This is a genomic window from Geobacillus thermopakistaniensis, from assembly GCF_000498995.1.
GTDB lineage: Bacteria > Bacillota > Bacilli > Bacillales > Anoxybacillaceae > Geobacillus > Geobacillus thermoleovorans.
The window spans coordinates 23,921-48,088 of the sequence record NZ_AYSF01000049.1 but is presented as its reverse complement, the minus strand read 5'-3'; the positions used below and the strand labels follow the sequence as shown (position 1 = coordinate 48,088).

General features: G+C 56.3%; 24 protein-coding genes. 1 reads left to right on the top strand and 23 read right to left on the bottom strand.

Annotated features, from left to right (window positions below; translation table 11 throughout):
* Positions 1-148 precede the first annotated feature (148 nt).
* From rnc to T260_RS129375, 11 genes are all read right to left on the bottom strand, one after another.
* Positions 149-889 carry a ribonuclease III gene (gene rnc, locus T260_RS129330; RefSeq protein WP_011230692.1) on the bottom strand — a complete coding sequence of 247 codons (741 nt, stop codon included), beginning with the start codon at positions 887-889 and terminating at the stop codon, positions 149-151.
* A 179-nt stretch (positions 890-1,068) separates the two neighbouring features.
* The gene (locus T260_RS129335; RefSeq protein ID WP_011230691.1) at positions 1,069-1,302 is read right to left on the bottom strand and encodes an acyl carrier protein; all 234 of its coding nucleotides are present in this window, start codon (positions 1,300-1,302) and stop codon (positions 1,069-1,071) included.
* 61 nt (positions 1,303-1,363) lie between these two features.
* Entirely contained in the window at positions 1,364-2,107 is a 744-nt protein-coding gene (fabG, locus tag T260_RS129340; RefSeq protein WP_011230690.1) for a 3-oxoacyl-[acyl-carrier-protein] reductase, read from the bottom strand.
* A 4-nt stretch (positions 2,108-2,111) separates the two neighbouring features.
* A complete protein-coding gene (gene fabD, locus T260_RS129345; RefSeq protein WP_011230689.1) occupies positions 2,112-3,053 on the bottom strand; it encodes an ACP S-malonyltransferase in 942 nt (313 codons plus the stop codon).
* 21 nt (positions 3,054-3,074) lie between these two features.
* Positions 3,075-4,058: a phosphate acyltransferase PlsX gene (plsX, locus tag T260_RS129350; RefSeq protein WP_023634007.1), complete on the bottom strand. Its 984-nt coding sequence runs from the start codon at positions 4,056-4,058 to the stop codon at positions 3,075-3,077.
* Complete coding sequence (fapR, locus tag T260_RS129355; RefSeq protein WP_011230687.1) at positions 4,042-4,638, bottom strand: transcription factor FapR; 597 nt, start codon at positions 4,636-4,638, stop codon at positions 4,042-4,044. Before fapR ends, plsX begins: the two co-directional genes overlap by 17 nt.
* A gap of 299 nt (positions 4,639-4,937) precedes the next feature.
* Positions 4,938-6,986, bottom strand: coding sequence for an ATP-dependent DNA helicase RecG (recG, locus tag T260_RS129360; RefSeq protein WP_023634006.1), 2,049 nt, complete (start codon positions 6,984-6,986; stop codon positions 4,938-4,940).
* Positions 6,983-7,867, bottom strand: a complete 885-nt coding sequence (sdaAA, locus tag T260_RS129365; RefSeq protein WP_011230685.1) for an L-serine ammonia-lyase, iron-sulfur-dependent, subunit alpha — start codon at positions 7,865-7,867, stop codon at positions 6,983-6,985. Before sdaAA ends, recG begins: the two co-directional genes overlap by 4 nt.
* Before the next feature lie 73 nt (positions 7,868-7,940).
* Positions 7,941-8,603, bottom strand: a complete 663-nt coding sequence (gene sdaAB, locus T260_RS129370; protein ID WP_023634005.1) for an L-serine ammonia-lyase, iron-sulfur-dependent subunit beta — start codon at positions 8,601-8,603, stop codon at positions 7,941-7,943.
* A 73-nt stretch (positions 8,604-8,676) separates the two neighbouring features.
* Positions 8,677-10,575 (bottom strand): DAK2 domain-containing protein, encoded by a 1,899-nt coding sequence (locus T260_RS0120245; RefSeq protein ID WP_023634004.1) that lies wholly within the window; start codon positions 10,573-10,575, stop codon positions 8,677-8,679.
* Positions 10,576-10,592: 17 nt separating this feature from the next.
* Positions 10,593-10,955, bottom strand: a complete 363-nt coding sequence (locus T260_RS129375; protein WP_011230682.1) for an Asp23/Gls24 family envelope stress response protein — start codon at positions 10,953-10,955, stop codon at positions 10,593-10,595.
* Positions 10,956-11,183: 228 nt separating this feature from the next.
* On the opposite strand from T260_RS129375, the gene rpmB reads away from it, so the two are divergent.
* Positions 11,184-11,369, top strand: coding sequence for a 50S ribosomal protein L28 (gene rpmB / locus T260_RS129380; protein WP_011230681.1), 186 nt, complete (start codon positions 11,184-11,186; stop codon positions 11,367-11,369).
* An 88-nt stretch (positions 11,370-11,457) separates the two neighbouring features.
* Here the strand turns inward: rpmB and spoVM are convergent, their stop codons facing one another.
* From spoVM to coaBC, 12 genes are all read right to left on the bottom strand, one after another.
* On the bottom strand, positions 11,458-11,538 hold the full coding sequence (gene spoVM / locus T260_RS08115; protein WP_011230680.1) for a stage V sporulation protein SpoVM: 81 nt from the start codon (positions 11,536-11,538) through the stop codon (positions 11,458-11,460).
* Positions 11,539-11,619: 81 nt separating this feature from the next.
* On the bottom strand, positions 11,620-12,270 hold the full coding sequence (locus T260_RS129385) for a thiamine diphosphokinase (RefSeq protein WP_011230679.1): 651 nt from the start codon (positions 12,268-12,270) through the stop codon (positions 11,620-11,622).
* 109 nt (positions 12,271-12,379) lie between these two features.
* Positions 12,380-13,036, bottom strand: coding sequence for a ribulose-phosphate 3-epimerase (gene rpe / locus T260_RS129390; RefSeq protein ID WP_014195417.1), 657 nt, complete (start codon positions 13,034-13,036; stop codon positions 12,380-12,382).
* Between the two features lie 2 nt (positions 13,037-13,038).
* Positions 13,039-13,920: a ribosome small subunit-dependent GTPase A gene (gene rsgA / locus T260_RS129395; protein WP_014195416.1), complete on the bottom strand. Its 882-nt coding sequence runs from the start codon at positions 13,918-13,920 to the stop codon at positions 13,039-13,041.
* Positions 13,921-13,924: 4 nt separating this feature from the next.
* Positions 13,925-15,895, bottom strand: a complete 1,971-nt coding sequence (gene pknB, locus T260_RS129400) for a Stk1 family PASTA domain-containing Ser/Thr kinase (RefSeq protein WP_011230676.1) — start codon at positions 15,893-15,895, stop codon at positions 13,925-13,927.
* Positions 15,896-15,900: 5 nt separating this feature from the next.
* Positions 15,901-16,650, bottom strand: a complete 750-nt coding sequence (locus tag T260_RS129405) for a Stp1/IreP family PP2C-type Ser/Thr phosphatase (protein WP_011230675.1) — start codon at positions 16,648-16,650, stop codon at positions 15,901-15,903.
* A gap of 5 nt (positions 16,651-16,655) precedes the next feature.
* Positions 16,656-17,753: a dual-specificity RNA methyltransferase RlmN gene (rlmN, locus tag T260_RS129410; RefSeq protein ID WP_020278167.1), complete on the bottom strand. Its 1,098-nt coding sequence runs from the start codon at positions 17,751-17,753 to the stop codon at positions 16,656-16,658.
* Positions 17,754-17,757: 4 nt separating this feature from the next.
* Complete coding sequence (rsmB, locus tag T260_RS129415; protein ID WP_011230673.1) at positions 17,758-19,092, bottom strand: 16S rRNA (cytosine(967)-C(5))-methyltransferase RsmB; 1,335 nt, start codon at positions 19,090-19,092, stop codon at positions 17,758-17,760.
* Positions 19,079-20,038 carry a methionyl-tRNA formyltransferase gene (gene fmt / locus T260_RS129420; protein ID WP_014195414.1) on the bottom strand — a complete coding sequence of 320 codons (960 nt, stop codon included), beginning with the start codon at positions 20,036-20,038 and terminating at the stop codon, positions 19,079-19,081. Before fmt ends, rsmB begins: the two co-directional genes overlap by 14 nt.
* Positions 20,039-20,044: 6 nt before the next feature.
* Positions 20,045-20,518, bottom strand: a complete 474-nt coding sequence (gene def / locus T260_RS129425) for a peptide deformylase (protein WP_011230671.1) — start codon at positions 20,516-20,518, stop codon at positions 20,045-20,047.
* 16 nt (positions 20,519-20,534) lie between these two features.
* The gene (priA, locus tag T260_RS129430) at positions 20,535-22,940 is read right to left on the bottom strand and encodes a primosomal protein N' (RefSeq protein ID WP_011230670.1); all 2,406 of its coding nucleotides are present in this window, start codon (positions 22,938-22,940) and stop codon (positions 20,535-20,537) included.
* On the bottom strand, positions 22,937-24,142 hold the full coding sequence (gene coaBC, locus T260_RS129435; RefSeq protein ID WP_023634003.1) for a bifunctional phosphopantothenoylcysteine decarboxylase/phosphopantothenate--cysteine ligase CoaBC: 1,206 nt from the start codon (positions 24,140-24,142) through the stop codon (positions 22,937-22,939). The genes priA and coaBC overlap by 4 nt, the downstream gene beginning before the upstream one ends.
* Positions 24,143-24,168 lie beyond the last annotated feature (26 nt).

Here is a 24,168-nt window from a genome sequence, read left to right as displayed (position 1 = left end):
TTTTCATCCTACCATATGAGCTATCGAAAAAAACGCCTTTCTTCCCCCGCTCAAGGCGCGCATGTTCATCGAAACACCCATGAGCAGCGTTTGCTCTCCATCCCTTCGCACGTTCACAGAAAAAAGACTGACGTAACAGCGCCAGCCTTCACTGCTGATCGGCAGCCCGCAACGTTTCGAGCGCCATTTGCGCCGCATGTTGTTCGGCTTCCTTTTTCGAGCGGCCGACGCCGATGCCAAGCTCTTGGCCGTTTAACGCTACGCGGGCGACAAACTCCTTGTTGTGGGCCGGACCTTTTTCCTCCAAAATGGCGTATTCAAGCGTTCCGCTGCCGTCCCGCTGCACCAATTCCTGCAGCTGGCTTTTAAAATCCATCACATGAGAAAAAGCACCTTCATCAATTTTCGGAAACATCGTTTTCTCCAAAAAGCGGATGACCGCGTCCATTCCTTGATCCAAATACAAAGCGCCGATGAACGCCTCAAAGACGTCTGCCAAGAGCGCCGGACGCGTCCGCCCGCCGGTCAGCTCCTCGCCTTTGCCGAGCAAGACGAGCTCGCCGAACGACAGGGCGTTGGCAAATTTCACAAGCGACGGCTCGCAGACGATGGCCGCCCTCAGCTTCGTCAATTGCCCCTCGCTCATATGCGGGAACTTTTGAAATAAATATTGAGAAACGGTCAGCTCCAGCACGGCATCGCCTAAAAACTCAAGCCGTTCATTGTCTTCGTGAAGCCGCCGCCGATGCTCATTCACATACGATGAATGGGTGAACGCTTGAATCAACAGCTTTTCGTTTCGAAAGGTGATGCCGATTTTGTTTTGCAGCTCTTGAAACTTCGCCCGCCTCTTTTCATGGATGCGCTCTTTATCTTTTTGTTTTGACATAAAAATGCCCTCCGACTTCGTTCCAGAACAAAATGGCCGTGTCTTCTTCTATTATATCCGTTCTCCGGTCCGCTACGCGAGCGGGAATCGTGCGCTTTTTTCCGCAAGGCCCGCCGAGCATCCCTGAAAAAGCAGAGAAAGCCCCGTTCGAAGCAACGGGACTTTGCAAAAAAGCAGCATTACAGACGACTTTTTATGTAGTTCACAGCGTCTCCGACTGTGACGATTTTTTCCGCCTCTTCATCGGAAATTTCCATGTTGAATTCATCTTCAAGTTCCATGACGAGTTCGACGATGTCGAGCGAGTCAGCGCCCAGGTCGTCCTTAAACGACGCTTCGAGCGTCACTTGCGATTCGTCAACCCCCAGCCGGTCAACGATGATTTTCGTTACACGTTCCAATACATCGGCCATTGCGTTCACCTCCCTTCATGATTATAGTCGATTGGCAGAAAAAATACTAGCGCTGTTTTTCTTACGGCATCACCATGCCGCCGTCAACATGAAGCGTCTGTCCAGTCATGTAGCTCGCGGCGTCGGAAGCGAGGAAAGCGACGACGCGGGCGACATCATCCGGCTCGCCAAAGCGGGCGAGCGGAATTTGCTTTAACATTTCCGCCTTCAGCTCCGGGCTGAGCGCTTCGGTCATATCGGTCGTAATGAATCCTGGTGCGACGGCGTTAACGGTGATGTTGCGGCTGGCGAATTCGCGCGCCGCCGTCTTCGTCAGCCCGATGACGCCGGCCTTGGCGGCGACATAGTTCGCCTGCCCCGGATTGCCGATCACGCCGACGACCGAAGCAATGTTGACGATCCGCCCATAGCGCTGCTTCATCATCGGGCGCGTTGCCGCCTTCGTACAAAGAAATACTCCTTTTAAGTTCGTGTTAATCACGGCATCCCATTCTTCTTCTTTCATCCGCATCAATAAATTGTCGCGTGTAATGCCGGCGTTGTTGACCAAAATATCGAGGCGGCCAAAATGGTCAATCGTCGTTTTCACCATGCGCTCAACATCTTCAGCGCGGGCGACGTCCGCCTGCACGGCGATCGCTTCGCGGCCGAGCGAGCGGATGGCCTCGACAACTTCATTCGCTTTCGCCTCGCTGCCGGCGTAATTGACGGCAACGTTCGCCCCTTGGCGGGCAAGCTCCAGAGCGACCGCCCGGCCAATGCCGCGCGACGCCCCGGTCACAAGAGCAATTTTTCCTTCGAGCATCGCTTTATTCCCCTTTCAGCGCCGCAACGGTCGCTTCGAAGGAAGCAAGATCGTTCACCGCATAAACGCGGGCGTTGCGGTCGATTTTTTTCACAAGGCCGGACAACACTTTTCCCGGACCGATTTCGACAAACGTGTCGACGCCAAGCGAAAGAAGCGTGCGCACCGACTGCTCCCAACGCACCGGCGAATACAGTTGTTCAATGAGAAGGCGGGCGATGTCCTCTTTTTTCGTCACCGGCTCAGCAGTCACATTGGCGACGACCGGAATGACGGCGTCACGAATCACCAAACTGTCAAGAACCGCTTTCAGTTTTTCTGCCGCCGGCTTCATGAGAGCGGAGTGGAACGGACCGCTCACCTCAAGCGGAATGACGCGTTTGGCGCCGCGTTCTTTCAAAAGCTGAGCCGCTTTTTCCACTCCGGCTTTCGAGCCGGAGATGACAATTTGCCCCGGGCAGTTGAAGTTGGCCGGCTCGACCGGATCGCCTTGGGCGGCGATTTCATTTGTCACTGCTTCAAGCGCATCAGCGTCCATCCCAAGCACCGCCGCCATCGTCCCTTCACCGGCCGGCACCGCTTCATCCATCAGCTCACCGCGGCGGCGCACCGCGTAGACGGCATCGGCAAACGACATGGCGCCGGCGGCGACAAGCGCCGTATATTCGCCTAAGCTGTGGCCGGCAACATAGTCCGCTTTCAGCCCAGCGCCGTCGACAAGCTGGAGCAAGGCGATGCTGGCGGTCAAGAGCGCCGGCTGGGCGTTATATGTCAACGTCAGCTCTTCTTGCGGTCCGTTGAACATGAGCTTGGAAAGCGCGAATCCAAGCCGCTCGTCAGCCTCCGCGATGACGGCACGGGCGCGGTCGTCATGCTCGGCAGCGTCTTTCGCCATGCCGACCGTCTGCGATCCTTGGCCAGGAAATAAAAAGGCGATTTTCCCCATTTTTGATTCCTCCTTTACCGATTATGCCCGTTCCAGCTCCGCTCTGATCGTGCCGATGACATCATGAACCACCATCTCTCGCGCCTGGCGGATGGCGTGGAAGATGGCGTTCGCATCGGACGACCCGTGCGCTTTAATGACCGGAGCATTTAAGCCAAACAGCGCCGCGCCGCCATACTCCGAGTAGTCCATCATTTTTTTCAGCCCGGCGAGCTTTGGCTTGAGGACGGCGGCGGCCAGCTTCGCCGCGACGCCGCTTGTCAGCGTCTGCTTGAGCAAGGAAAAGAGCGCCAGCGCCGTCCCTTCAATCGTTTTTAACGCAACATTGCCGGCAAAGCCGTCGGCGACGACAACATCAGCCACTCCTTGCAGCAGATCGCGCGCTTCGACATTGCCGATGAAATGAAGGTTCGTTTCCTTGAGCAAGGCAAACGCCCGTTTCGTTGTTTCGTTTCCTTTTTGGTCTTCCGTTCCGACGTTCAGCAAGCCGATGCGCGGTTTTTCGACGCCGCGCACGTTCTTTGCGTACACATGTCCCATCAAAGCGTATTGCTGCAAATGTTCCGGCTTTGCATCGACGTTGGCGCCGACATCCAGAAAGACAAAGCCGCGCCCATCCAACGTCGGCAGCGTCGGGGCGAGCGCCGGGCGGTCGATGCCGGCTGCCCGCCCGACGACAAACAGTCCGGCTGCCATGAGCGCCCCGGTATTGCCGGCGGAAATGCAGGCAGCGGCGCGCCCTTCTTTCACTTCTTCCGCCATGCGCACCATCGACGAGTTCTTTTTGCGCCGCACTGCCCGCACCGGCTCATCATCTGCTTCGATCACTTCGTCGGTGTGGATGACCGAAATGCGCTCTTCACCCGTCACATGCGGGCGAATTTTCTCTTCATCGCCAATCAGCGTAATCTCGATGTCAGGGAAATGGGCGGCGGCCATAAGCGCCCCGCGCACGATTTCGCCCGGGGCATGGTCTCCACCCATGGCATCAACCGCGATATTCATTGCTGTCCCCATCCTTTTTCTCTATGTTTGAACGATACATTTCAAACGTACCAGAAAAGACGAGCTCCTGGCCGACGTAGCTGTTCACCTCGACGATTGTGCGCCCGTGCGCCGTTTTTCCGGTCACTTTCGCTTTGGCTACGACCCGCTCCCCTTCTTTCACTTGGCGCACAAAACGAATGGTCGCTTTCGCTGTCAGCGCCAGTTCATCATGGATGACAGCGACGGCAAGCGAGTTGGCCTGAGCGAACAAATGATGGCCGCGGGCGATGCGGGTGCGCCGAAAGACGTGCTCCTCTTTCACATCGAAAATCGAAATGGCGCTCGCATCCGGCTCGATGTCAATAATGTCGCCGATCACTTCTTCAAGCGGCAACGCCCGCACTTTATCAGCGAACGACTGGCGGGCGACATTCTTGATGCGCTCACGCAGTTCGGGAATCGACAGCTCAAGCCGATCAAGGCGGATCGTCTGCACGCTGACCGAAAATTTTTCGGCGAGCTCTTCATCGGTGATAAACGGGTTTTCCCGGATCGTCTCCTGCAACAACCGTTGCCGTTCGCGTTTGCTTTTTCTCATCGATTCGTGACACCGTCCGATTTTATGACTAGGTACTAAAAGTAATATATAATATCAAAAAACGAAATGCAAGCACAAAAAATGAACAGCGCCACATGCTGTCGGCCGCTGTGGATCCGACGCCCCCCTCGCCAAACGGCTTTCTGCTCCATCCTCGAGGCTCACAAACGAAATAGTGGGACAGGCATCTCCTGCCTCCTCCGTCCGAACAATAAAAATATAGGCTTTCACTGGCCAAAAAATCAATTACCATAAAAAACAGCGGGGCGCGAATGCGCCGGCGCCTCCTCCCCTGTCTATTAATCTAGCTTTTCCCCATCGAGTATGCCGGACGTTTCCAGCTCGGCGCGCAGCCCGGCGTACGCCTCATCGCGCCAAAACGCGGCCGAGGAAACGAGCTTGGCGGCATCGCGGCGGGCGACTTCCAAAATGCGGTAATCATGCACTGGATCGCCGTAGCGGAATTCCGGGAGCCCGCTTTGTTTTGTACCGAAAAAATCGCCCGGACCGCGCAGCTCCAAATCTTTTTCGGCCAACACAAACCCATCGGCCGTTTCCGTCATGATGCGCATTCGTTCTTTGCCGACTTCCGATTTCGGGTCGGCGATCAAAATGCAGTACGACTGGGCGTCGCCGCGCCCGACCCGCCCGCGCAGCTGATGGAGCTGGGCGAGGCCAAACCGTTCGGCGTCGTAAATGACCATCACCGTCGCATTCGGTACATTCACGCCGACTTCAACGACCGTCGTCGAGACGAGCACATGGATGCGGTTTTCGCTGAACGCCCTCATGACGCGTTCTTTTTCGTCGGCCGACAGCCGGCCGTGCATCAAGCCGATCTCATATTTCCCGCGATAATAATGGACAAGCTGGCTATGGACATCGATGGCGTTTTGCACATCCAATTTGTCCGACTCCTCAATGAGCGGACAGATGACATACGCCTGATGACCACGGCGCAATTCCTTTTCGATAAAATCGAGCACGCGGGAGAACTGATGATGCTTCACCCAATACGTCTCGACTTTTTTTCGTCCGGCCGGCATTTCATCGAGCACCGATACGTCCATGTCGCCGAACGCCGTAATGGCGAGTGTGCGCGGAATCGGCGTCGCCGTCATCATCAATACATCCGGTGCATGCCCTTTCTCACGCAAAACGCGGCGCTGTTCGACACCAAACCGGTGCTGCTCGTCCGTAATAACGAGGCCGAGCCGGCGAAACTGCACTCCTTCTTGAATCAAGGCGTGCGTGCCTACGACGATATCAATTGTTCCTTCTTCCAGTTCGGCAAGCACTGCTTTGCGCTGCTTTCCCTTCACTGAGCTTGTCAAGAGCGCGATCGTCACATCCGTATCGGCAAACAGTTCGGCGAGCGAGCGGGCGTGCTGTTCAGCCAGAATTTCCGTCGGCACCATCAGCGCTCCTTGAAATCCGGACAAAGCGGCGGCGTAAAGAGCGACAGCGGCAACGACCGTCTTGCCAGAACCGACGTCGCCTTGCAAAAGCCGGTTCATTTGCCGCGGCGAGCGCATGTCCGCCAAAATTTCGCCGATGACACGGCGCTGGGCGTTCGTCAAGACAAACGGCAATCCGGAAAGAAAGGACGAAAGCCGCTCTTCAGAAAACGAATGAACGACGCCGCGCCGCTCATCGCGCATCAATCGACGGAGCGCCTGCATTTTCAGCTGGTACAACAAAAACTCCTCATAGATGAGCCGGCGCCGCGCCTGATGCAATTCTTCGCGCGTGCGCGGAAAATGAAGGGCGCGGAGCGCTTCTTGTTTGTCGACAAGGCGATAAGCGCGGCGCAAAGCGGGCGGCAGCGGGTCGGGGATGTGCTCGCCAAACTGTTCGAACGCCGCTTTCATCAACCGGCGCATCGTTTTCACCGTCAGTGGGCTGCGCACGGAGTAAACCGGCTCGATGCCGGTGGTCTCCGGAGCCGGTCCGAACCGAAGCTCGTAGGCGTTGATCGTTTGCCGATGCCGGTCCCATTTGCCGATCACCGTCACCGTCTCGTTCAGGGCGATTTTTTCCTTCAAATAGGGACGGTTGAAACAAACGACGGTGATCAAGTAGCGATCGGCCAGCATGCGGAAGGAAAGGCGCGATTTTTTCTTTCCGTAATACGTCAACAGCGGGGCGCTGTATACTTTTCCTTCCACTGTCACTTTTTCTTCATGGCGGACGGCGGCCAAATCTTTTTGTTCGTAATCATCATAGCGGTACGGGGCGTACGCAAGCAGCTCACCGACCGTCGCGATGCCGATGTCGGCAAGCGCCGCCGCCGTCTCTTCACCGATGCCTTTGACCGCCGTCACCGGCTGCTGCATCGCTTCGTTCACTTCGATGCCGCAGAAGCGCCGAAAATGCGGGCCGCAATGGCGCGGCCAGTCGGCGTCGCGGCCAACCCCCCTTGCGCCGTTTCTTTGAGCGCCACCGGCATGGCTGCACCGATGCGATACATCGCTTCAATCACTTCATCGCACGGGATGCGGCTTTTAATGCCGGCTAGCGCCATATCCGCAGCGATCATGGCGTTCGCCGCCCCCATCGCGTTCCGCTTGACGCACGGCACTTCGACCAGGCCAGCAACCGGGTCGCATACTAATCCCAACATATTTTTTAAGGCGATGGCCATCGCTTCGGCCGCTTGAGCAGGCGTCCCACCGGCCAGCTCAACCAGCGCCGCGGCGGCCATGCCGGCCGCCGACCCAACTTCGGCTTGACAGCCGCCGGCGGCGCCGGAAATCGAGGCGTTGTTGGCGACAATGTAGCCAAACGCCCCGGCTGTAAACAAAAACTCAATCATTTCCATTCTTGTCGGCCGCAGCTTCTCTTTCACGGCAAACAGCGTCCCCGGGACGACGCCGGCCGCCCCAGCCGTCGGCGTGGCGCAAATGACGCCCATCGCTGCGTTCACTTCGTTGGTCGCCATGGCTTTGCTGACGGCGTCTAAAATCGTCTCTCCGGACAAAAAACGGCCGCCCTCAATATAACGCTGCATCCGCACCGCATCTCCGCCCGTCAATCCGGAGCGGGACACAACCCCTTCGAGTCCCCTCTCGACGGCGCGCTCCATGACGGCTAGATGGTGATCCATTTGCGCGATCACCTCTTCCCGGCTTCGCCCGCTCACTTCCACTTCCTGACGAATCATCACTTCAGCGATTTTGATGCTGTCCTTTTCGGCCAACGCCACAAGTTCAGCCACATTGCGAAACATTTGATTCCCACCTGTCCTCTCTCCATCATGGCTTATCTTCTTTGATGCACATCAACATGAAACCGATTTCTTTTCAATCCGCAAGCTTCGCCACTTGAATGATGTTCGGCAGCTGCTCCAATTCTTGAATCAGATCATCGGTCAACGGCTGGTCAACTTCGATCGCCATGAGCGCCTCTTTCCCTTTCTCCTTGCGCGACACTTCCATATGGCCGATGTTGATTTTCTGTTTCGCCAACACCGAAGCCACCGCCCCAATCGTCCCATACCGGTCATTATGCATAATGAGCAGCGCCGGATGGTGGCCAGACAGCTTCAAGGCAAACCCATTCAATTCGACGATTTCGATTTTGCCGCCGCCGATCGAAATGCCGACGAGCTCAAGCTCGCCTTCATCATCGCCAATCCGCAGGCGCGCCGTATTCGGATGATGCGGAATCGCCTCCTCGGCGAAAAACGACACATCTACACCTTCCGCTCGGGCGATCTCAAGCGCATTCGGAAGACGTTCATCGAACGTGTCAAACCCAAGCAGCCCGGCGACAATGGCAACGTCGGTGCCATGCCCCCGATACGTTTCGGCAAATGAGCCGTAAAACGAAATGCGCGCCCACGTCGGCTTTCGGCCAAACAACTTGCGCGCAACCAAACCGATGCGCACCGCCCCGGCCGTATGTGAACTTGACGGCCCGACCATCACCGGGCCAATGATATCAAAGACGCTTTTGTATTTCATCTCCGCTATTCCTCCACAAAACAGAAAAATAAGAAAAATAGAAGGGAATGCTCCCTTCTATTATTCTAACATATTATTCGACGGAAATGATAAATGGATACAGCGGCTGCTTTCCGTTATGCACTTCCACTTCGACCCCGTCATGTTTTGTTTCCAAATAGGCAACGACTGTTTCCACATCGATCTCCGTTGCGTCTTCGCCGTACAAAATGGTCACGATTTCGCTTTCTTCATCAATGAGCGCATCAAGCAGCCGCTTCGTTACGGCGAGTTTGTCTTTGTCAGCGGCAATAATGCGGTCATCCCATAACCCCATGTAATCGCCCTTTTGAATCTCGATGCCGTCAATCGTCGTATCGCGCACGGAAAATGTCACTTGCCCCGTTTTCACTCGCGACAGCGCCGCCGTCATCGCCCGCTCATTTTGCTCGGCCGATTGCGCCGGATTGAACGCCAAGAGCGCCGCCAGACCTTGCGGAACCGTTTTCGACGGGATGACGATCACCCGCTGTTCGGAAAGCTCCGCCGCTTGTTTTGCCGCCATCACAATGTTTTTGTTGTTTGGCAGCACAAACACCGTTTCCGCGTTGGCGAGGCGGATGGCGTCAGCGATTTCTTCCGTGCTCGGGTTCATCGTTTGCCCACCTTCAATGATGGCGTGTGCACCGATGCTCCGAAACAGTTCAGCCACGCCAGCGCCCATGGCGACGGCGACGATGCCGTACGGCTTTGCTTCCTCTTTGGCAACGCCAGGAAGCGTTTTTGCCTCCTTGCCGACGATGTTGGCATGTTGTTCGCGCATGTTTTCAATTTTAATATTGATCAAGCTGCCGTAGCGTTGACCGTATGTCAGCACCTCACCCGGCGTTTCCGAATGGATGTGCACCTTAACAAGCTCTTCATCCGCGACAACGAGCAAGGAGTCGCCGAACTGGCTTAACTCGCGGCGGAACGTTTCTTCGGAAAACGGGTGCTCGGCCAGCTTTTCCGGCTCAAAACGGACCATAAATTCCGTACAGTAGCCAAACTCGATCTCATCGGCATGAATATGGCTTTGCGCGCTTTGATGGTGCACCATTTTCACTAGATCGTCCATCCGCGCCTCAGCGCGTGCGGCGCTCACGATTTCTCCTTTCAAAGCAGCAAGAAACCCTTCATAGATGTATACGAGCCCTTGACCGCCGCTGTCGACGACACCGACTTCCTTTAAGATCGGGAGCAATTCGGGTGTGCGCTGCAGCGCCGCTTTCGCCTCGGCGAGCGCCGCTTCCATCACGGCGATCACGTCGCGTTCTTTTTTTGCCACCTCCACCGCCTTGCGCGCCGCTTCTTTGGCAACGGTGAGGATCGTCCCCTCAACCGGCTTCATCACCGCCTTATAGGCTGTGTCCACCCCCGCCTGCAAAGCGGCGGCGAATTCGAAGCTGTTCACCGCTTGTTTGCCTTCGACTGCCTTGGCAAATCCGCGGAACAGCTGCGACAAAATGACGCCGGAATTGCCGCGCGCCCCCATCAACAGCCCTTTTGCCAGCGCCGCGGCGACGTTGCCGATATGGTCGGAGGCATTCGCCTTCACTTCTTTCGCCCCGGANTTCATCACCGCCTTATAGGCTGTGTCCACCCCCGCCTGCAAAGCGGCGGCGAATTCGAAGCTGTTCACCGCTTGTTTGCCTTCGACTGCCTTGGCAAATCCGCGGAACAGCTGCGACAAAATGACGCCGGAATTGCCGCGCGCCCCCATCAACAGCCCTTTTGCCAGCGCCGCGGCGACGTTGCCGATATGGTCGGAGGCATTCGCCTTCACTTCTTTCGCCCCGGACGTCATCGACAAGTTCATGTTTGTTCCTGTATCGCCATCTGGAACCGGAAAGACGTTCAGCGCATCGACCGTCTTGGCGTTGTTCGCCAAATGTGCGGCCCCTTGCTGCACCATATCGGCAAATCGTCTTCCGTCAAGCGTCCTCATTGTCACCGGCTAACTCCTCCTTACTACGGGTTTGACACCCGAACCCCTTGAACGTAAATATTGATCGACTGAACCGCCAGCCCGAGCGTCTGATCGAGCGTGTACTTCACTTTCGACTGCACGTTATGAGCGACTTCGGAAATTTTCGTTCCGTAGCTGACGATGATGTACATATCGATATGTACCTCGCCGTTTTCTTCGCGGACAATAACCCCTTTGGAAAAATTCTCCCGGCGCAAAATTTCCGACAGCCCATCGCGAATTTGGTTTTTCGACGCCATTCCGACAATGCCGTAGCAATCGACGGCAGCTCCCCCCGCGATCATCGCAATGACTTCATTGGCGACTTCGATGCGCCCGTATTTCGTTTGCCATTCGATCGACATGCTCGTTCCCCCTTTGCGTATCTCGCACAGCTACCCCTATTGTACTATAACGCTTTCTGTTTTCAAAGCGCTTCCCGTCCGCCCACTAGTATTATTTAGCCGAAAACTGAAATATATGTCAAGGACAGTTTCTTGAAAGAAAACCGCACGTCTATTGCAATCCCTACAGTTGTATGGTAAATTATAATAGTGTTTTTAGAGGGATGTGAAAGCAAGGAGGGAAAAACGATGGCGAAGTGCTTCATTACCGGCAAGAAGAAATCGTTCGGCAATTCGCGTTCGCATGCCATGAACGCCAGCCGCCGCACATGGAAAGCCAACTTGCAGAAAGTGCGCATTTTAGTTGACGGCAAACCGAAACGCGTTTGGGTTTCGGCGCGCGCGCTGAAATCTGGAAAAGTGAAACGCGTCTAACGTCCTAACGAAAAGAAGCCGCCCAAAAGGTTGCAACCCTCCTTTTGTTCGGCGGCAACAAAAAAGCACCAAAAATGGTGCTTTTTTCTTATCCTTTTTTAAATGCGTTCAACACCGCCCGCACGATTCCGCCTAAAAATCTCGGCAGCTTGATCGTATAAAACTTCATCCCGATTCCCTCCTCACACCGATCATAACGAGCTTCCCGCCATTTCCTTATCCATTATATTCCGTCATAAGCCAAGCGCGACTACGGGCAGCCGGCAAAATCGCTGCTCCTTATCATCATTAATATGCCTTCTGAAAACGAAAAAGTACCGGAAGATTGGATAAGTTCGTTACTAATACATAATGTCGAACCGCGGGAAATATGACAGTTTGTTAGCGGATATTTAAATCCGGTAAGCGTAAGCTCCGCCACCGTTTCGGAAATCGGGATGTATGACACATAGCGGTATCGATCGTCGCGCGCAACCGTATGCACGCCGGGCAGATGGACGGTGAGCACGTTTTGCCGGTCGATGAGTTCAATGGGCCGCCCGGCGTACTTTAACAGCAGCTCAACGTTGCCAAACAAATGGTCAAGCCGCCCGCCGGTCGCCCCAAACAGACGGATGGCCCCATCTGTCTGCCTAACCGCCCAGTCAAGAGCGATCTCCATATCCGTTTTATCTTTTTCCGCCGGCCAAATGTCAAGCTCCGGCAGCATCTCCCTTAGCCGCTTGACCTCCTCTGCCGGCAGCGAATCAAAATCGCCAAACGCCCGCACCGGACGGAGTCCGAAATCCAGCAGCGCTTTCGTACCGCGGTCGACGCCGACCCACTGCACATCGTTCCCATCATACGAGCGCAAATCGGGAAGAAGGTGGCGCGGACCGCCGCCGACAATATGGATCAACACATGCGTTTCCCCCTTTCAGCAAGGGCCGAGGCGGCCATCTTCCGTCCTTTTCTTTGCTCTCATCACCCTGCGGCTCGATAAGATGGCAAAAGCGGCGCTGCCTTTTTGGCTAGTTGGCGCACACTTCGCGAAGCGTGCGAATGGCGGCGGCTCGATCCCGTTCATTGTAGATGGCCGAGCCGGCGACAAGCACGTTCGCCCCGGCTTCCACGCAAAGCGGCGCCGTTTCCGCATTGATGCCGCCGTCGACCTCAATATCGACCTCTTTATTTTGTTCGCTGGCCATCCGGGCGACCTCACGGATTTTTGGCACGACCGCCGGAATGAACGCCTGTCCGCCAAACCCTGGATTGACCGTCATCAACAAGACGAGATCGACATCACCGATCACATGGCGGATCATCTCGACCGGTGTATGCGGATTGAGCACCACCCCGGCTTTGACGCCTTGTTCTTTGATAAAATGAATCGTCCGATGCAAATGCACGCACGCCTCAACATGGACGGAAATCACATCCGCGCCCGCTTTCGCAAACGCCGGAATGTATCGGTCCGGGTCGGCGATCATCAAATGGACGTCAAGCGGCAGCTTCGTCACCGGTCGAATGGCGGCCACGACCGGCGGACCGAACGTCAAATTCGGCACGAAATGCCCGTCCATGATATCGACGTGAATCCAATCCGCCCCGCCTTCCTCGACCGAACGAATCTCCTCAGCCAGGCGGGCGAAATCGGCTGATAAAATCGATGGCGCAATTCGAATCATGTTCAATACCTCGGCTTTCGTTCTTTCATTTCGGCAACAAAACTAACGTAGTGGTCATAGCGGTACGACGGAATCTCCCCGGCCTCGACCGCCTCACGCACAGCGCATTTCGGCTCGGCGATATGAAGGCAGCCGCGGAACTTGCACCCTTCCCCGTACGTTCGGAATTCAGGAAAATAATGCGGCAATTCGTCAAGCTCGATCTGGTCGAACTCAAGTGCACTAAACCCTGGGGTGTCGGCGACAAGCCCACCGGCGACCTCAAGCAGTTCGACATGGCGGGTCGTATGCTTGCCGCGCCCTAAATGGGTGGAAATGTCGCCCGTTTTCAACCGCAAATCCGGACGGAGCGCGTTTAATAGGGACGATTTGCCGACGCCGGACTGCCCGGCGACGACTGAGACGCGGCCGCGAAGGCGCAACGCCAGTTCATCGAGGCCGCCCTTGGTCACTGCTGACGTTTCAATCACGTCGTAGCCGATGCGCCGGTAATCATGCACGTAGCGGGCAATCTCTTCTTTTGATTCGCCATCCAACAAATCGATTTTGCTGATGACAATGATCGGCGTGATGCGTTTCGATTCAACCAAGACAAGAAAGCGGTCGAGCAGCTTGGCGCTGAAGTCCGGGCTTACAGCCGAAAAGACTAAAATCGCCTGTTCGACGTTGGCAATCGGCGGCCGCACAAGCTCATTTTGCCGCTCGCCAATCTCCAAAATATAGCCTTCCGTTTCGCTCGTCGCCTGAAAAACGACGCGGTCGCCGACGAGCGGCGTCACTTTTTTCTTGCGGAACACACCGCGCCCGCGGCATTGGAACACGCGGCCTTCGGACAGGACGTAATAAAATCCGCTTAACGCCTTAATGATTTGCCCTTCCGCCATAGCCTCACCCCTTTTTTCCGTTATTTTCTGGGTACGGGATCGATCCTTCCTCTTTGACGACATTGTTGACAATGACGCGGTAATAAGCGGTCTCCCCATATGGAATTTCAAACTCGACCATCTCGGTCGCTGGCGCCGTCAGCCGGTATGTTTTGTATGGCGTTGACATATTGTGGGTGGCATCTTGGATGTAAAGCTGGGCTTCAACCATTTGCCCCGGCATCGCCGGTTCATATGGGATCATAATCTCTTTCACTACCGTTTTGGACGGCTTCGGCTCCGGCCCGCGGGAAATGACGACTGTGATGGTTTCCCCTTTTTTTACCCGCTCGTTCGCCGCTGGAGTTTGCGAAATGACAAGCCCTTCTGGCACCTCGTCCGAATACTCGTACTTCACGTCAATGCGCAGCCCTTGATCCGCGCCGTAGTCGCGCACGCTTTTTTCCGTATAGCCAGTCAAATCTTTAACGGTGACCTTCTCCGGCCCGAGGCTGACGGTGAACATCACTTCCGTTTCATCAGGCACGACTTCATCACCGGCGTACGGGTATTGATCCAAAATCGTCCCTTCCGGCTTGTCGCTGTAGCGGCCGCTGCGTGTGATGCGGGTAAATCCTTCGGCGCGCAGCTCCTCCTCCGCCGCAGCAATATCATCGCCAATGAAGCTTGGAAATTCGATTTTCTTTTTTCCAATGCTTTTATAAATAATGACGCCGGCACCTTTCTTCACCGTCATGCCGGCTTCTGGATCGGTGCGCACGACTTTTCCTTCTTCGATTTGATCATCTTCTACATCGATCGTATCTTTGATTTCCAAACCGAGCGACGAAAGCTGTTCAACAGCGTCATCATAGTTTTTGTTGACCACGTTCGGCATCGTCACTTCTTTTGGAAAAATGAGGTCCGGAATCCATGTGACCGCGCTGATGCCGGCAGCTCCAATGAACAGCAAGGCAGCCACAAGCCAGGCAATCCATACCCGTTTCCGCTTCGGTTTCGGTTCGCCCGTCGTATGAACCGGTTCGCTCGTTTTTTCCTCGTACACAAGCGTCTCTTGCTCCAACGCCGCGCTTTCCGCATGTTTGATCATCGGAATGGCTTTCGTCGCTTCCTCATCGTCATCGGGTATGGTAAATTTCGGCTCATTGCGCCGCCTTGGATCCAGCGCTGTCCGAATGTCCTCGTTCATTTCGCGCGCGGATTGGTAGCGGTAAAACGGGTCTTTCGCCGTCGCTTTTAAAATAATGTTTTCCACACTTTGCGGGATGTCCGGATTCCACGCCTTCGGCGACGGCGTTTCCGCCTGCAAGTGCTTCAACACGATCGAAACGGCTGATTCGCCGGAAAACGGCAGCCGACCGGTGACGAGTTCAAACATGACAATGCCGAGTGAATAAATGTCCGATTTTTCAGTAGCGATGCCCCCGCGCGCCTGCTCCGGCGACAAATAATGAACCGAACCGAGCACAGAGTTGGTCTGCGTGATCGTCGTGCCGCTCATCGCCACAGCGATGCCGAAGTCGGTCACTTTCACATTGCCGTGCTCATCAAGCAAAATGTTTTGCGGTTTAATGTCGCGATGGATGATGCCGTTCTCATGGGCATGGGCGATCGCTGATGTCAGCTGGTCCATGATGCCAAGCGCCCGTTCGACCGGAAGCGGAGCGTGCTGCTGGATGTATTGCTTCAGCGTCGCGCCGCGCACATATTCCATGACGATGTAATAGACGCCTTCCTCTTCGCCGACGTCATAAATGGAGACGATATGTTCATGGTTTAAGCTCGTCGCCGCTTGCGCCTCGCGGCGGAACCGTTTGATGAACTGATCATCATTGGCAAAATCAAGGCGGAGCACTTTGACAGCAACATCGCGTTCCAAAATCATATCGCGGGCCAAATACACGTTGGCCATGCCGCCGCCGCCGATGAGGCTGATGATTTTATAGCGGTCATTCAATCGCTTTCCAATGAGCACGCCGATCACCCACCTTCACGTTCCGCTGAAACATCGATGACCGCCAGCGAAATGTTGTCTTCTCCGCCCCGCCCGTTGGCGAGCTGGATAAGCGCCTCCGCCTTCTCTTCCAGCGTGCCGGCACCCGTCAAAATATGTATCATGTCCGCTTCCGGCACTTTATTGGACAACCCGTCCGAACATAACAACAACATGTCGCCCTCGTCGAGCGCCACTGTTTTCACGTCGATTTTCACCGCCGGTTCCGTGCCAAGCGCCCGCAACAGCACGTTTTTGCGCGGATGATGCTCAGCCGCTTCTTTCGAAAGTTGCCCGCTTTTGACGAGCTCATTGACCAACGAATGGTCGTCGGTCAGCTGCTGAATTCCGCTTTTGTTGAGCACGTAGCAGCGGCTGTCGCCGATATGGGCAACCGTCGCAAACGAATTAGCGCAAACGGCGGCGACGACCGTCGTCCCCATTCCTTGACATTCCGGGTGGGAACAGGCATGGCGAAACAGTTGTTCGTTCGCCGCCGCAATTTGCGTCTTGAGCCATTGCTCCGCCTCAGCCGGCGAAGCAAGGCTACTCTCTTTCTCCCATCGCTCCTGCAAATACGCCACCGCCATGGAACTGGCCACATCACCGGCGCGATGGCCGCCCATCCCGTCAGCGACGACCGCTAAATATTGGCCGCTTTGATTGACAAATACGCCGCCGCTGTCTTCGTTATGTTCGCGAATTTGGCCGATGTCAGTTCGGAAAACGGCTCGCATCCGATTCACCTCGTCTCCTCTTTTCGCTCCTTCGCGCGAAGCTGTCCGCAGGCGGCATCGATGTCGTGTCCATGTTCGCGGCGAATGGTGACATTGATTCCATGTTTTTTCAACGCCCGTTCAAAGGCGAAAATTTGGCTGCGCGGCGTGCGCACATAGTTGCGCTCCGGCACGTAGTTAACCGGAATCAAATTCACATGGCATTTCAGCCCTTTAATCAGCTCGGCCAACTGCTCGGCGTGCTCAAGCTGGTCGTTCACCCCGCCGAACAATCCGTATTCAAACGTCACGCGCCGGCCGGTTTTTTCAATGTAATACCGAACCGCCTCCATCAACTTGGGCAGCGGGTACGCTTTATTGATCGGCATGAGTTTCGTCCGCAGCTCATTCGTCGGTGCATGCAACGAAATGGCGAAGTTGACTTGCATTCCTTCATCGGCAAATTGGTAAATTTTTGGGATGATGCCGCTGGTGGAAACGGTGATATGGCGGGCGCCAATGTTCAACCCTTTTGGGTGATTGACGATGCGCAAAAACTTGATGAGCGCATCGTAGTTGTCGAACGGCTCGCCGATGCCCATGACGACGATGCTGCTGACGCGTTCATTCGTGTCATCGAGCGCCTTTTGCACTTGCACGACTTGGGCGACGATCTCGCCCGCCTCTAAATGACGCTTCAGTCCGCCGAGCGTCGAAGCGCAAAACGTGCAGCCGATGCGGCAGCCGACTTGCGTCGTGACGCACACCGAATTGCCGTAGTTATGACGCATGAGCACCGTCTCGATCGAATAGCCGTCATGGAGCTCAAACAAAAATTTGATCGTTCCGTCTTTAGACGTTTGTTTGACCACGGTTTTCAACGTCGTGATCGAAAACGATGACGCTAGCTGTTCGCGCAGCCGCTTCGGCAAATTCGTCATGTCGGCAAAATCGGTGACACGGTTTTGATACAGCCACTCGTAAATTTGCGTGGCCCGAAACGGCTTTTCGCCTTGAGCGACAAGCCATTCCTTCAATTCGTCTAGCGTGAGCGAATAAATCGATGGCAACGGAGGCTGCGTTTCGCCGACAGAGCGGCGGGCAGCCGGACGAACCATTTCCATGCTTTTACACCTTCTTTCGCAGTCGGGCGATAAAAAACCCGTCAGAGTCAAAATGATGCGGCAAAAGCTGCAACATGCCGCCTTTCACATGCGGCCGCACCGGTTCCGGCATCCGTTCGGCAAGGCTGGCGTCGAGGAAAAAGTCCGGATGATCCGCTAAAAAGCGGGCGATGGCTTCTTCATTTTCCTCGCGCTCCACCGTGCATGTGCTGTAGACAAGCGTACCGCCTTTTTTCAAAAGCGGGGCGGCCGCCCGCAAAATGGCTTGCTGAATCTCGACAAGCGCGGCGATGGCGTCTTTCCCTTTCGTATATTTGATCTCCGGTTTGCGGCGAATGACGCCGAATCCAGTGCACGGCGCATCGACCAAAACGCGGTCAAACGATTCCGGGGCAAACCGCTCGCCGAGCCGGCGGCTGTCAAGGGCGAGCGTCGCAACGTTGTCAAGCCCGAGCCGCTTGGCCTGCTGTTCGATCATCATTACCTTACGTTCGTGGATATCAACAGCAACGACCTCGCCGCGCCCGTCCATCCGCTCGGCGATATGGGTCGTTTTCCCGCCCGGCGCCGCGCAGCAGTCAAGCACCCGCTCGCCGGGGGCTGGGTCGAGCGCTCGAGCGACAAGCATTGAGCTTTCATCTTGAATCGTCAGCCAACCGGCGCGAAACGTCTCCGTATGAGCCAAATTCCCTTTTTCCGCCCGGATGGCCTCCGGAGCGACATGGCCAGGGATTGCCTGCATCCCTTCAGCGCGCAGCCGCTCAAGCGCTTCTTCGACAGTCGCACGCAGCCGGTTGACGCGGGCCGTTGATTGCGGCGGGCGCAAATTCGTCTCGCACATGCGCGCCGCTTCTTCATAACCATATTGCTGGATCCAGCGCCGAACGAGCCACTCGGGATGGCTGGTGGCAAGGGCGAGCCGCTTGCCCGCGTCATCAACCGCCTCGATCGACGGCAGCCCCTCGCGGCCGATGGCCCGCAATACGCCGTTGACAAGTGAAGCAATGCCGCGATGGCCGCGCCGTTTGGCGATTTCAACCGCTTCAAAGACGGCGGCGCGGTCGGGAACACGATCCAAATACACCATTTGATACAGCGTCAACCGAAGAAGCACGCGCACCCACGGCTCAAGCCGGCGCGCCTTGCGCAAAAACGGCGCCAAATAATAATCGAGCGTGTCGCGCCGTTGCACCGTGCCGTAGACAATCTCGGTCAACAGCGCCGCATCGCGCCCGTCAAGGCGTCCTTTTTGAATGGCTTCGTTTAATTGCAAATGACTGTACGCTCCTTTTTGTTCAATGGCTAACAGCGTATCTAAAGCAAGTTCACGTACGTTCATGATCCTCTCCTAGCTTCATGCCGACCGCCAGCCGGCTGCCGGCGCCGCGCAAAAACTCGCCCGCCGCCATCCGTTTTTTTCCGGCCGGCTGCAATTCGGTGATGCGAATGGCTGTCTCATTGCCGGTGGCCACGACAATGCCGTTTTCCTCGAGCGCCAAAATCGTGCCCGGCGGCGCCGAACGGGGCGCCGGCACTTTTTCACCCCACCAAACCTTCCAAATGTGCCCATCCTGCGTTGTATACGTGACCGGCCACGGATGGAAGGCGCGAATATGGTTGTAAATGGCTTCGCCGGGCTGCGTCCAATCGATCCGCTCCTGCTCGCGGCGAATGTTCGGCGCATACGTCGCTTTCTCCTCATCTTGCGGAACGGGCGCAATGTTTCCTTCCAATAAAAGTGGAAGCGTTTCTGATAGTAGTTTAGCCCCGGCGGCGCTCAATTTATCATGGAGCGTGCCGACCGTATCCGTTTCGGCAATCGGCACTTCGACTTGCGCTAACATGTCGCCGGCGTCCAACCGCTCCACCATATACATGATCGTGACGCCCGTTTTCGTTTTCCCTTGCCAAATGGCGTAATGGATCGGCGCCCCGCCGCGCAGCTCGGGCAGAAGCGAGGCATGGACGTTGATGCAGCCGTATTTTGGTGCATCAAGCAGCGCTTTCGGCAAAATTTGCCCGAACGCAGCCGTGACAATCAAATCGGGCGCAAACGCCAGCACTTGTTCGTATTGCTCCGGCTCGCGAATTTTTGTCGGCTGCAGCACCGGGATGCCGCGGCGCTCCGCTTCCACTTTCACCGGGGGCGGAACGGGCTCGCGCTTCCGCCCTTTTGGCTTATCCGGCTGGGTGACGACCGCTGCAACATGATAACCGTCATCAAGCAGCTGGCGCAAAATCGGCACGGCAAAGTCAGGTGTTCCCATAAACACAATGTTCGTCATTGGCATCTATCCTTCCAATTCTTCAAGATCGCAATATCGAATCACTTTCGACGTAAACAGCACGCCGTGCAAATGGTCGATTTCATGCTGCAGGGCGCGCGCCAAAAAACCGGTCGCGGAAAGCGTAAACGGGCGGCCGCGCCGGTTTTGCGCCCGCACTTTCACAAATTTCGCGCGCGGCACTTCGCCAAACAAACCAGGAAAGCTCAAACAGCCTTCAACATCCACTTGTTCGCCGCGCGCCTCGATCACGACCGGGTTGATGAGCTCAATGCGTCCGTGCTCATCTCCGACATCAACGACCGCAACCTGTTCCGCGACGCCGATTTGCGGGGCAGCTAGGCCCACCCCGTCAGCGGCAAGCATCGTTTCATACATATCGTCAAGCAGCCGCCCGAGCCGACGGTCAAATATCGTCACCGGCGCGCACGGCTGTTCCAAAATTGGATTTGGATGCATCACAATCGACAAAACGGCCAATGTCATTCCTCCATCTTCACATCATCATATACGGATTCGTGTCGACCGTAATCGTCACTCCGCCATGGGCGGCATCGGCTTGGTAGCGGTCGATGACCGCCTTGAGCGCCGCGGTCAAATTCGGCTCCCGTTTGTATTTTATCATGCATTGGTAGCGATATCTATCGTGAAGACGGGCGATTGGCGAGGCAACCGGGCCGAGAACGACCGCTTCGTGCGACAGATGCTTGCGCAAATAGGCGGCGATCTTTTCCGCCGCTTTGGCCGCAGCCGGCGCCTCTTCGTGGGCGGCGGTAATGAGCGTCAAATAATAGTACGGCGGATAGCCGTGCGCTTTGCGCAGCGCCATCTCCCGCTGGTAAAAGGCGCGGTAGTCGTGGCGGGCGGCCAGTTCAATGCTGTAGTGGTCAGGCGTATACGTCTGAATGATGACTTCGCCGGGCAGCTCGTGCCGCCCGGCGCGCCCGCTCACTTGCGTCAACAGCTGGAACGTTTTTTCCGCGGCGCGGAAATCGGGCAAATGAAGCATCGTGTCGGCCGCCAGCACACCAACAAGCGTGACGTTCGGAAAATCAAGTCCTTTGGCGATCATTTGCGTGCCGAGCAAAATATCGGCTTCCTTGGCGGCAAAACGGGAAAGCAGCTCTTCATGCGCCCCTTTGCGGCCGGTCGTGTCGACATCCATGCGGATGACGCGCGCTTTCGGCAGCAACCTCGTCAGTTCTTCTTCCACTTTTTGCGTGCCGGTCCCGAAAAAGCGGATGTGTTCGCTTCCGCACGATGGACAGCGAGGGACAAGCGGCTCTTCATGCCCGCAATAATGGCATTTCATCCGCTCGCCGGCGCGATGGTACGTCAACGAAATGTCGCAGTGCGGACAGCGGATGACATAGCCGCAGCTGCGGCACATGACAAACGTCGAATAACCGCGTCGATTCAACAGCAACACTGCCTGCTCGCCGCGCTCAAGCCGGCGGCGCAATTCGTCAAGCAACCGGCGTGAAAACATCGAACGGTTGCCGCTTCGCAGCTCCTCGCGCATATCGACGACATGAACGTCCGGCAGGCCGCGGTCGCTGATGCGCTCCGGCAGCTCGAGCAGCTCGTACACCCCTTTGGCGGCGCGGGCGAACGTCTCAAGCGAGGGGGTGGCGCTGCCAAGCACGACCGGGCAGCTGTGGCGGCGAGCGCGGTAAATGGCGACATCGCGCGCATGATAGCGCGGCATTTCTTCTTGCTTGTAGCTCGTCTCATGCTCCTCATCGATGATGATCATCCCTAAGTTTTCAAATGGGGCAAACACCGCCGAACGCGCACCGACGACAAGCTGCACTTCTTTCCGGTGAATTTTCCGCCATTCGTCATATTTTTCGCCGACCGACAGCCCGCTGTGAAGCACCGCTACTTTCGAGCCGAACCGGCTTTTGAAGCGCTCGACCATTTGCGGCGTCAGCGAAATTTCCGGCACGAGAACGATCGCTTCCTTTCCTTGGCGCAACGCTTCATCAATCGCCTGCATATACACTTCCGTCTTCCCGCTGCCGGTGACGCCATACAGCAAAAACGTGCGATGCTCCCCAGCGCGCACCGAAGCGGCGATCTTCGCCAACGCCGCCTCTTGCGCCTGGGTGAGCGCCGGCGGCTCGCTCGGCTGAAACGTGCGATGCTCGTACGGGTCGCGGTACACCTCGACATCGTTCAGCACCACAAATCCTTTGTCGACGAGCGCTTTCAGCGGCGCTGAGGAGACGCCAAGCACCGCTTGCAGTTCGGCAACCGACGCCGCCTTCCCTTTTTCAAGCAAAAATGAAAGCACCTCTTTTTGTCTTGCCGGCAGCGACCCGAGCTCCTGTTTCGCCTGTTCCGATGGAATGGCAAGAGCGGCGTGCTTCACCGTTTTCTTGCCCGCTTTTTCTTTCACCTTGTAGACCGCCTCGAGCACGCCCTGCTGCACCGCTTTTTGCGCCGCCCGCCATAAACCGGCCGCCTCAACCTCTTTCCAAGCGGCTTCCGTCCGCCCGGCAAACAGCGGCTTTACCTCATCCGGCAACCTCTCTCTCTTCTCTTCATCTGTCAAACGGAGCGTTTTTTCATATTTCGCCCGCATCGCTGCCGGCAGCATCGCCTGGTACGCCGAAATGGCAAAACAAAGCGTCGTTTCCGTTAAATAGCGGCCAAGATCAAGCAGCTCTTCGTTTAACACCGGCACGACATCAAGCACATGCTCAATCGGTTTCAGTTGTTTGATGTCGGAATGGTCTTTCACATCAACGACAAACCCTTGCAAACGCCGCGCCCCAAACGGCACCGTCACCCGCATGCCCGGCTGGATGATGCCTTGCCAGCGTTCCGGAATCAAATAATCAAACGGGCGGTCCGTCTGCCGGGACGGGACATCGACAATCACGGATGCTACTTTCATCGAATCGCCTCGATATACGCGTGAATTTCTTTTAAAATTTCCTCGGCCGCCTCGCGTTTCGTCATGAGCGGCAGCGGCCGAACGACGCCGTCGCGGCGGAAGATGGTGACGATGTTCGTATCGCCGGCAAACCCTGCCCCTTCTTCGGTGACATTGTTGGCGACGACCATATCAAGCCGCTTTTCTTCAAGCTTTTTTAACGCATACTGTTCAAGGTTGTCCGTCTCAGCGGCAAATCCAACTAAAATCTGTCCCGTTTTCCGCTCACCAAGCGCTTTCAAGATGTCCACCGTCCGCTCCATCTCCACCACATAATCACCCGGTTGCTTTTTGATTTTGGACGCCGCCACATATTTCGGCCGATAATCGGCGACCGCCGCCGCCTTGATCACGATGTCCGTTTCCGCAAACCGAGCCATCACCGCTTCATACATCTCTTCCGCCGATTCAACCGCCACCGTCTCGACGCCATCGGGCGAAGAAAGCGCCGTCGGTCCGGAGACAAGCGTCACCGAAGCGCCGAAGCGGGCCGCCGCTTCGGCGATGGCGTAGCCCATTTTGCCGCTCGAATAGTTGGAGAAATAGCGGACTGGATCAAGCCTCTCCCGCGTCGGCCCAGCGGTGACAAGCACACGCTTCCCGCGAAACAGCGGCGGATCACCGGCAAAAAAGCGCTCGATATGGGCGATGATGTTCTCCGGCTCCTCCAGCCGCCCTTTGCCGATGTAGCCGCACGCCAAATAGCCTTCCGACGGCTCGATGAACCGGTAGCCGAATTGGCAGAGCCGCTCAATGTTCGCCTGGACGGCCGGATGCTCGTACATATGGACGTTCATCGCCGGAGCAATCCAGACGGGCGCTTTCGTCGCCAAAATCGTCGTCGTCACCATATTGTCGGCGATGCCGGCGGCCAGCTTCGCCATCGTATTGGCCGTCGCCGGTGCGACCAAAACGAGATCAGCCCAGTCCGCCAAATCGATATGGGCGATGACGGCCGGGTTGTTTTCGGCAAACGTATCGACATACACTTCCTGGCGCGACAAAGCTTGAAACGTGAGCGGTGTAATGAACCGGCACGCCCCTTCTGTCATGATCACTTTTACTTCAGCGCCGCGCTGGGTCAACTGGCTGGTGAGCGCCGCCGCCTTGTACGCCGCCACCCCCCCGGTCACACAAAGCAAAATATGTTTTCCCTTGATCATGTTGGCCACCCCCCGACATTGAAAAA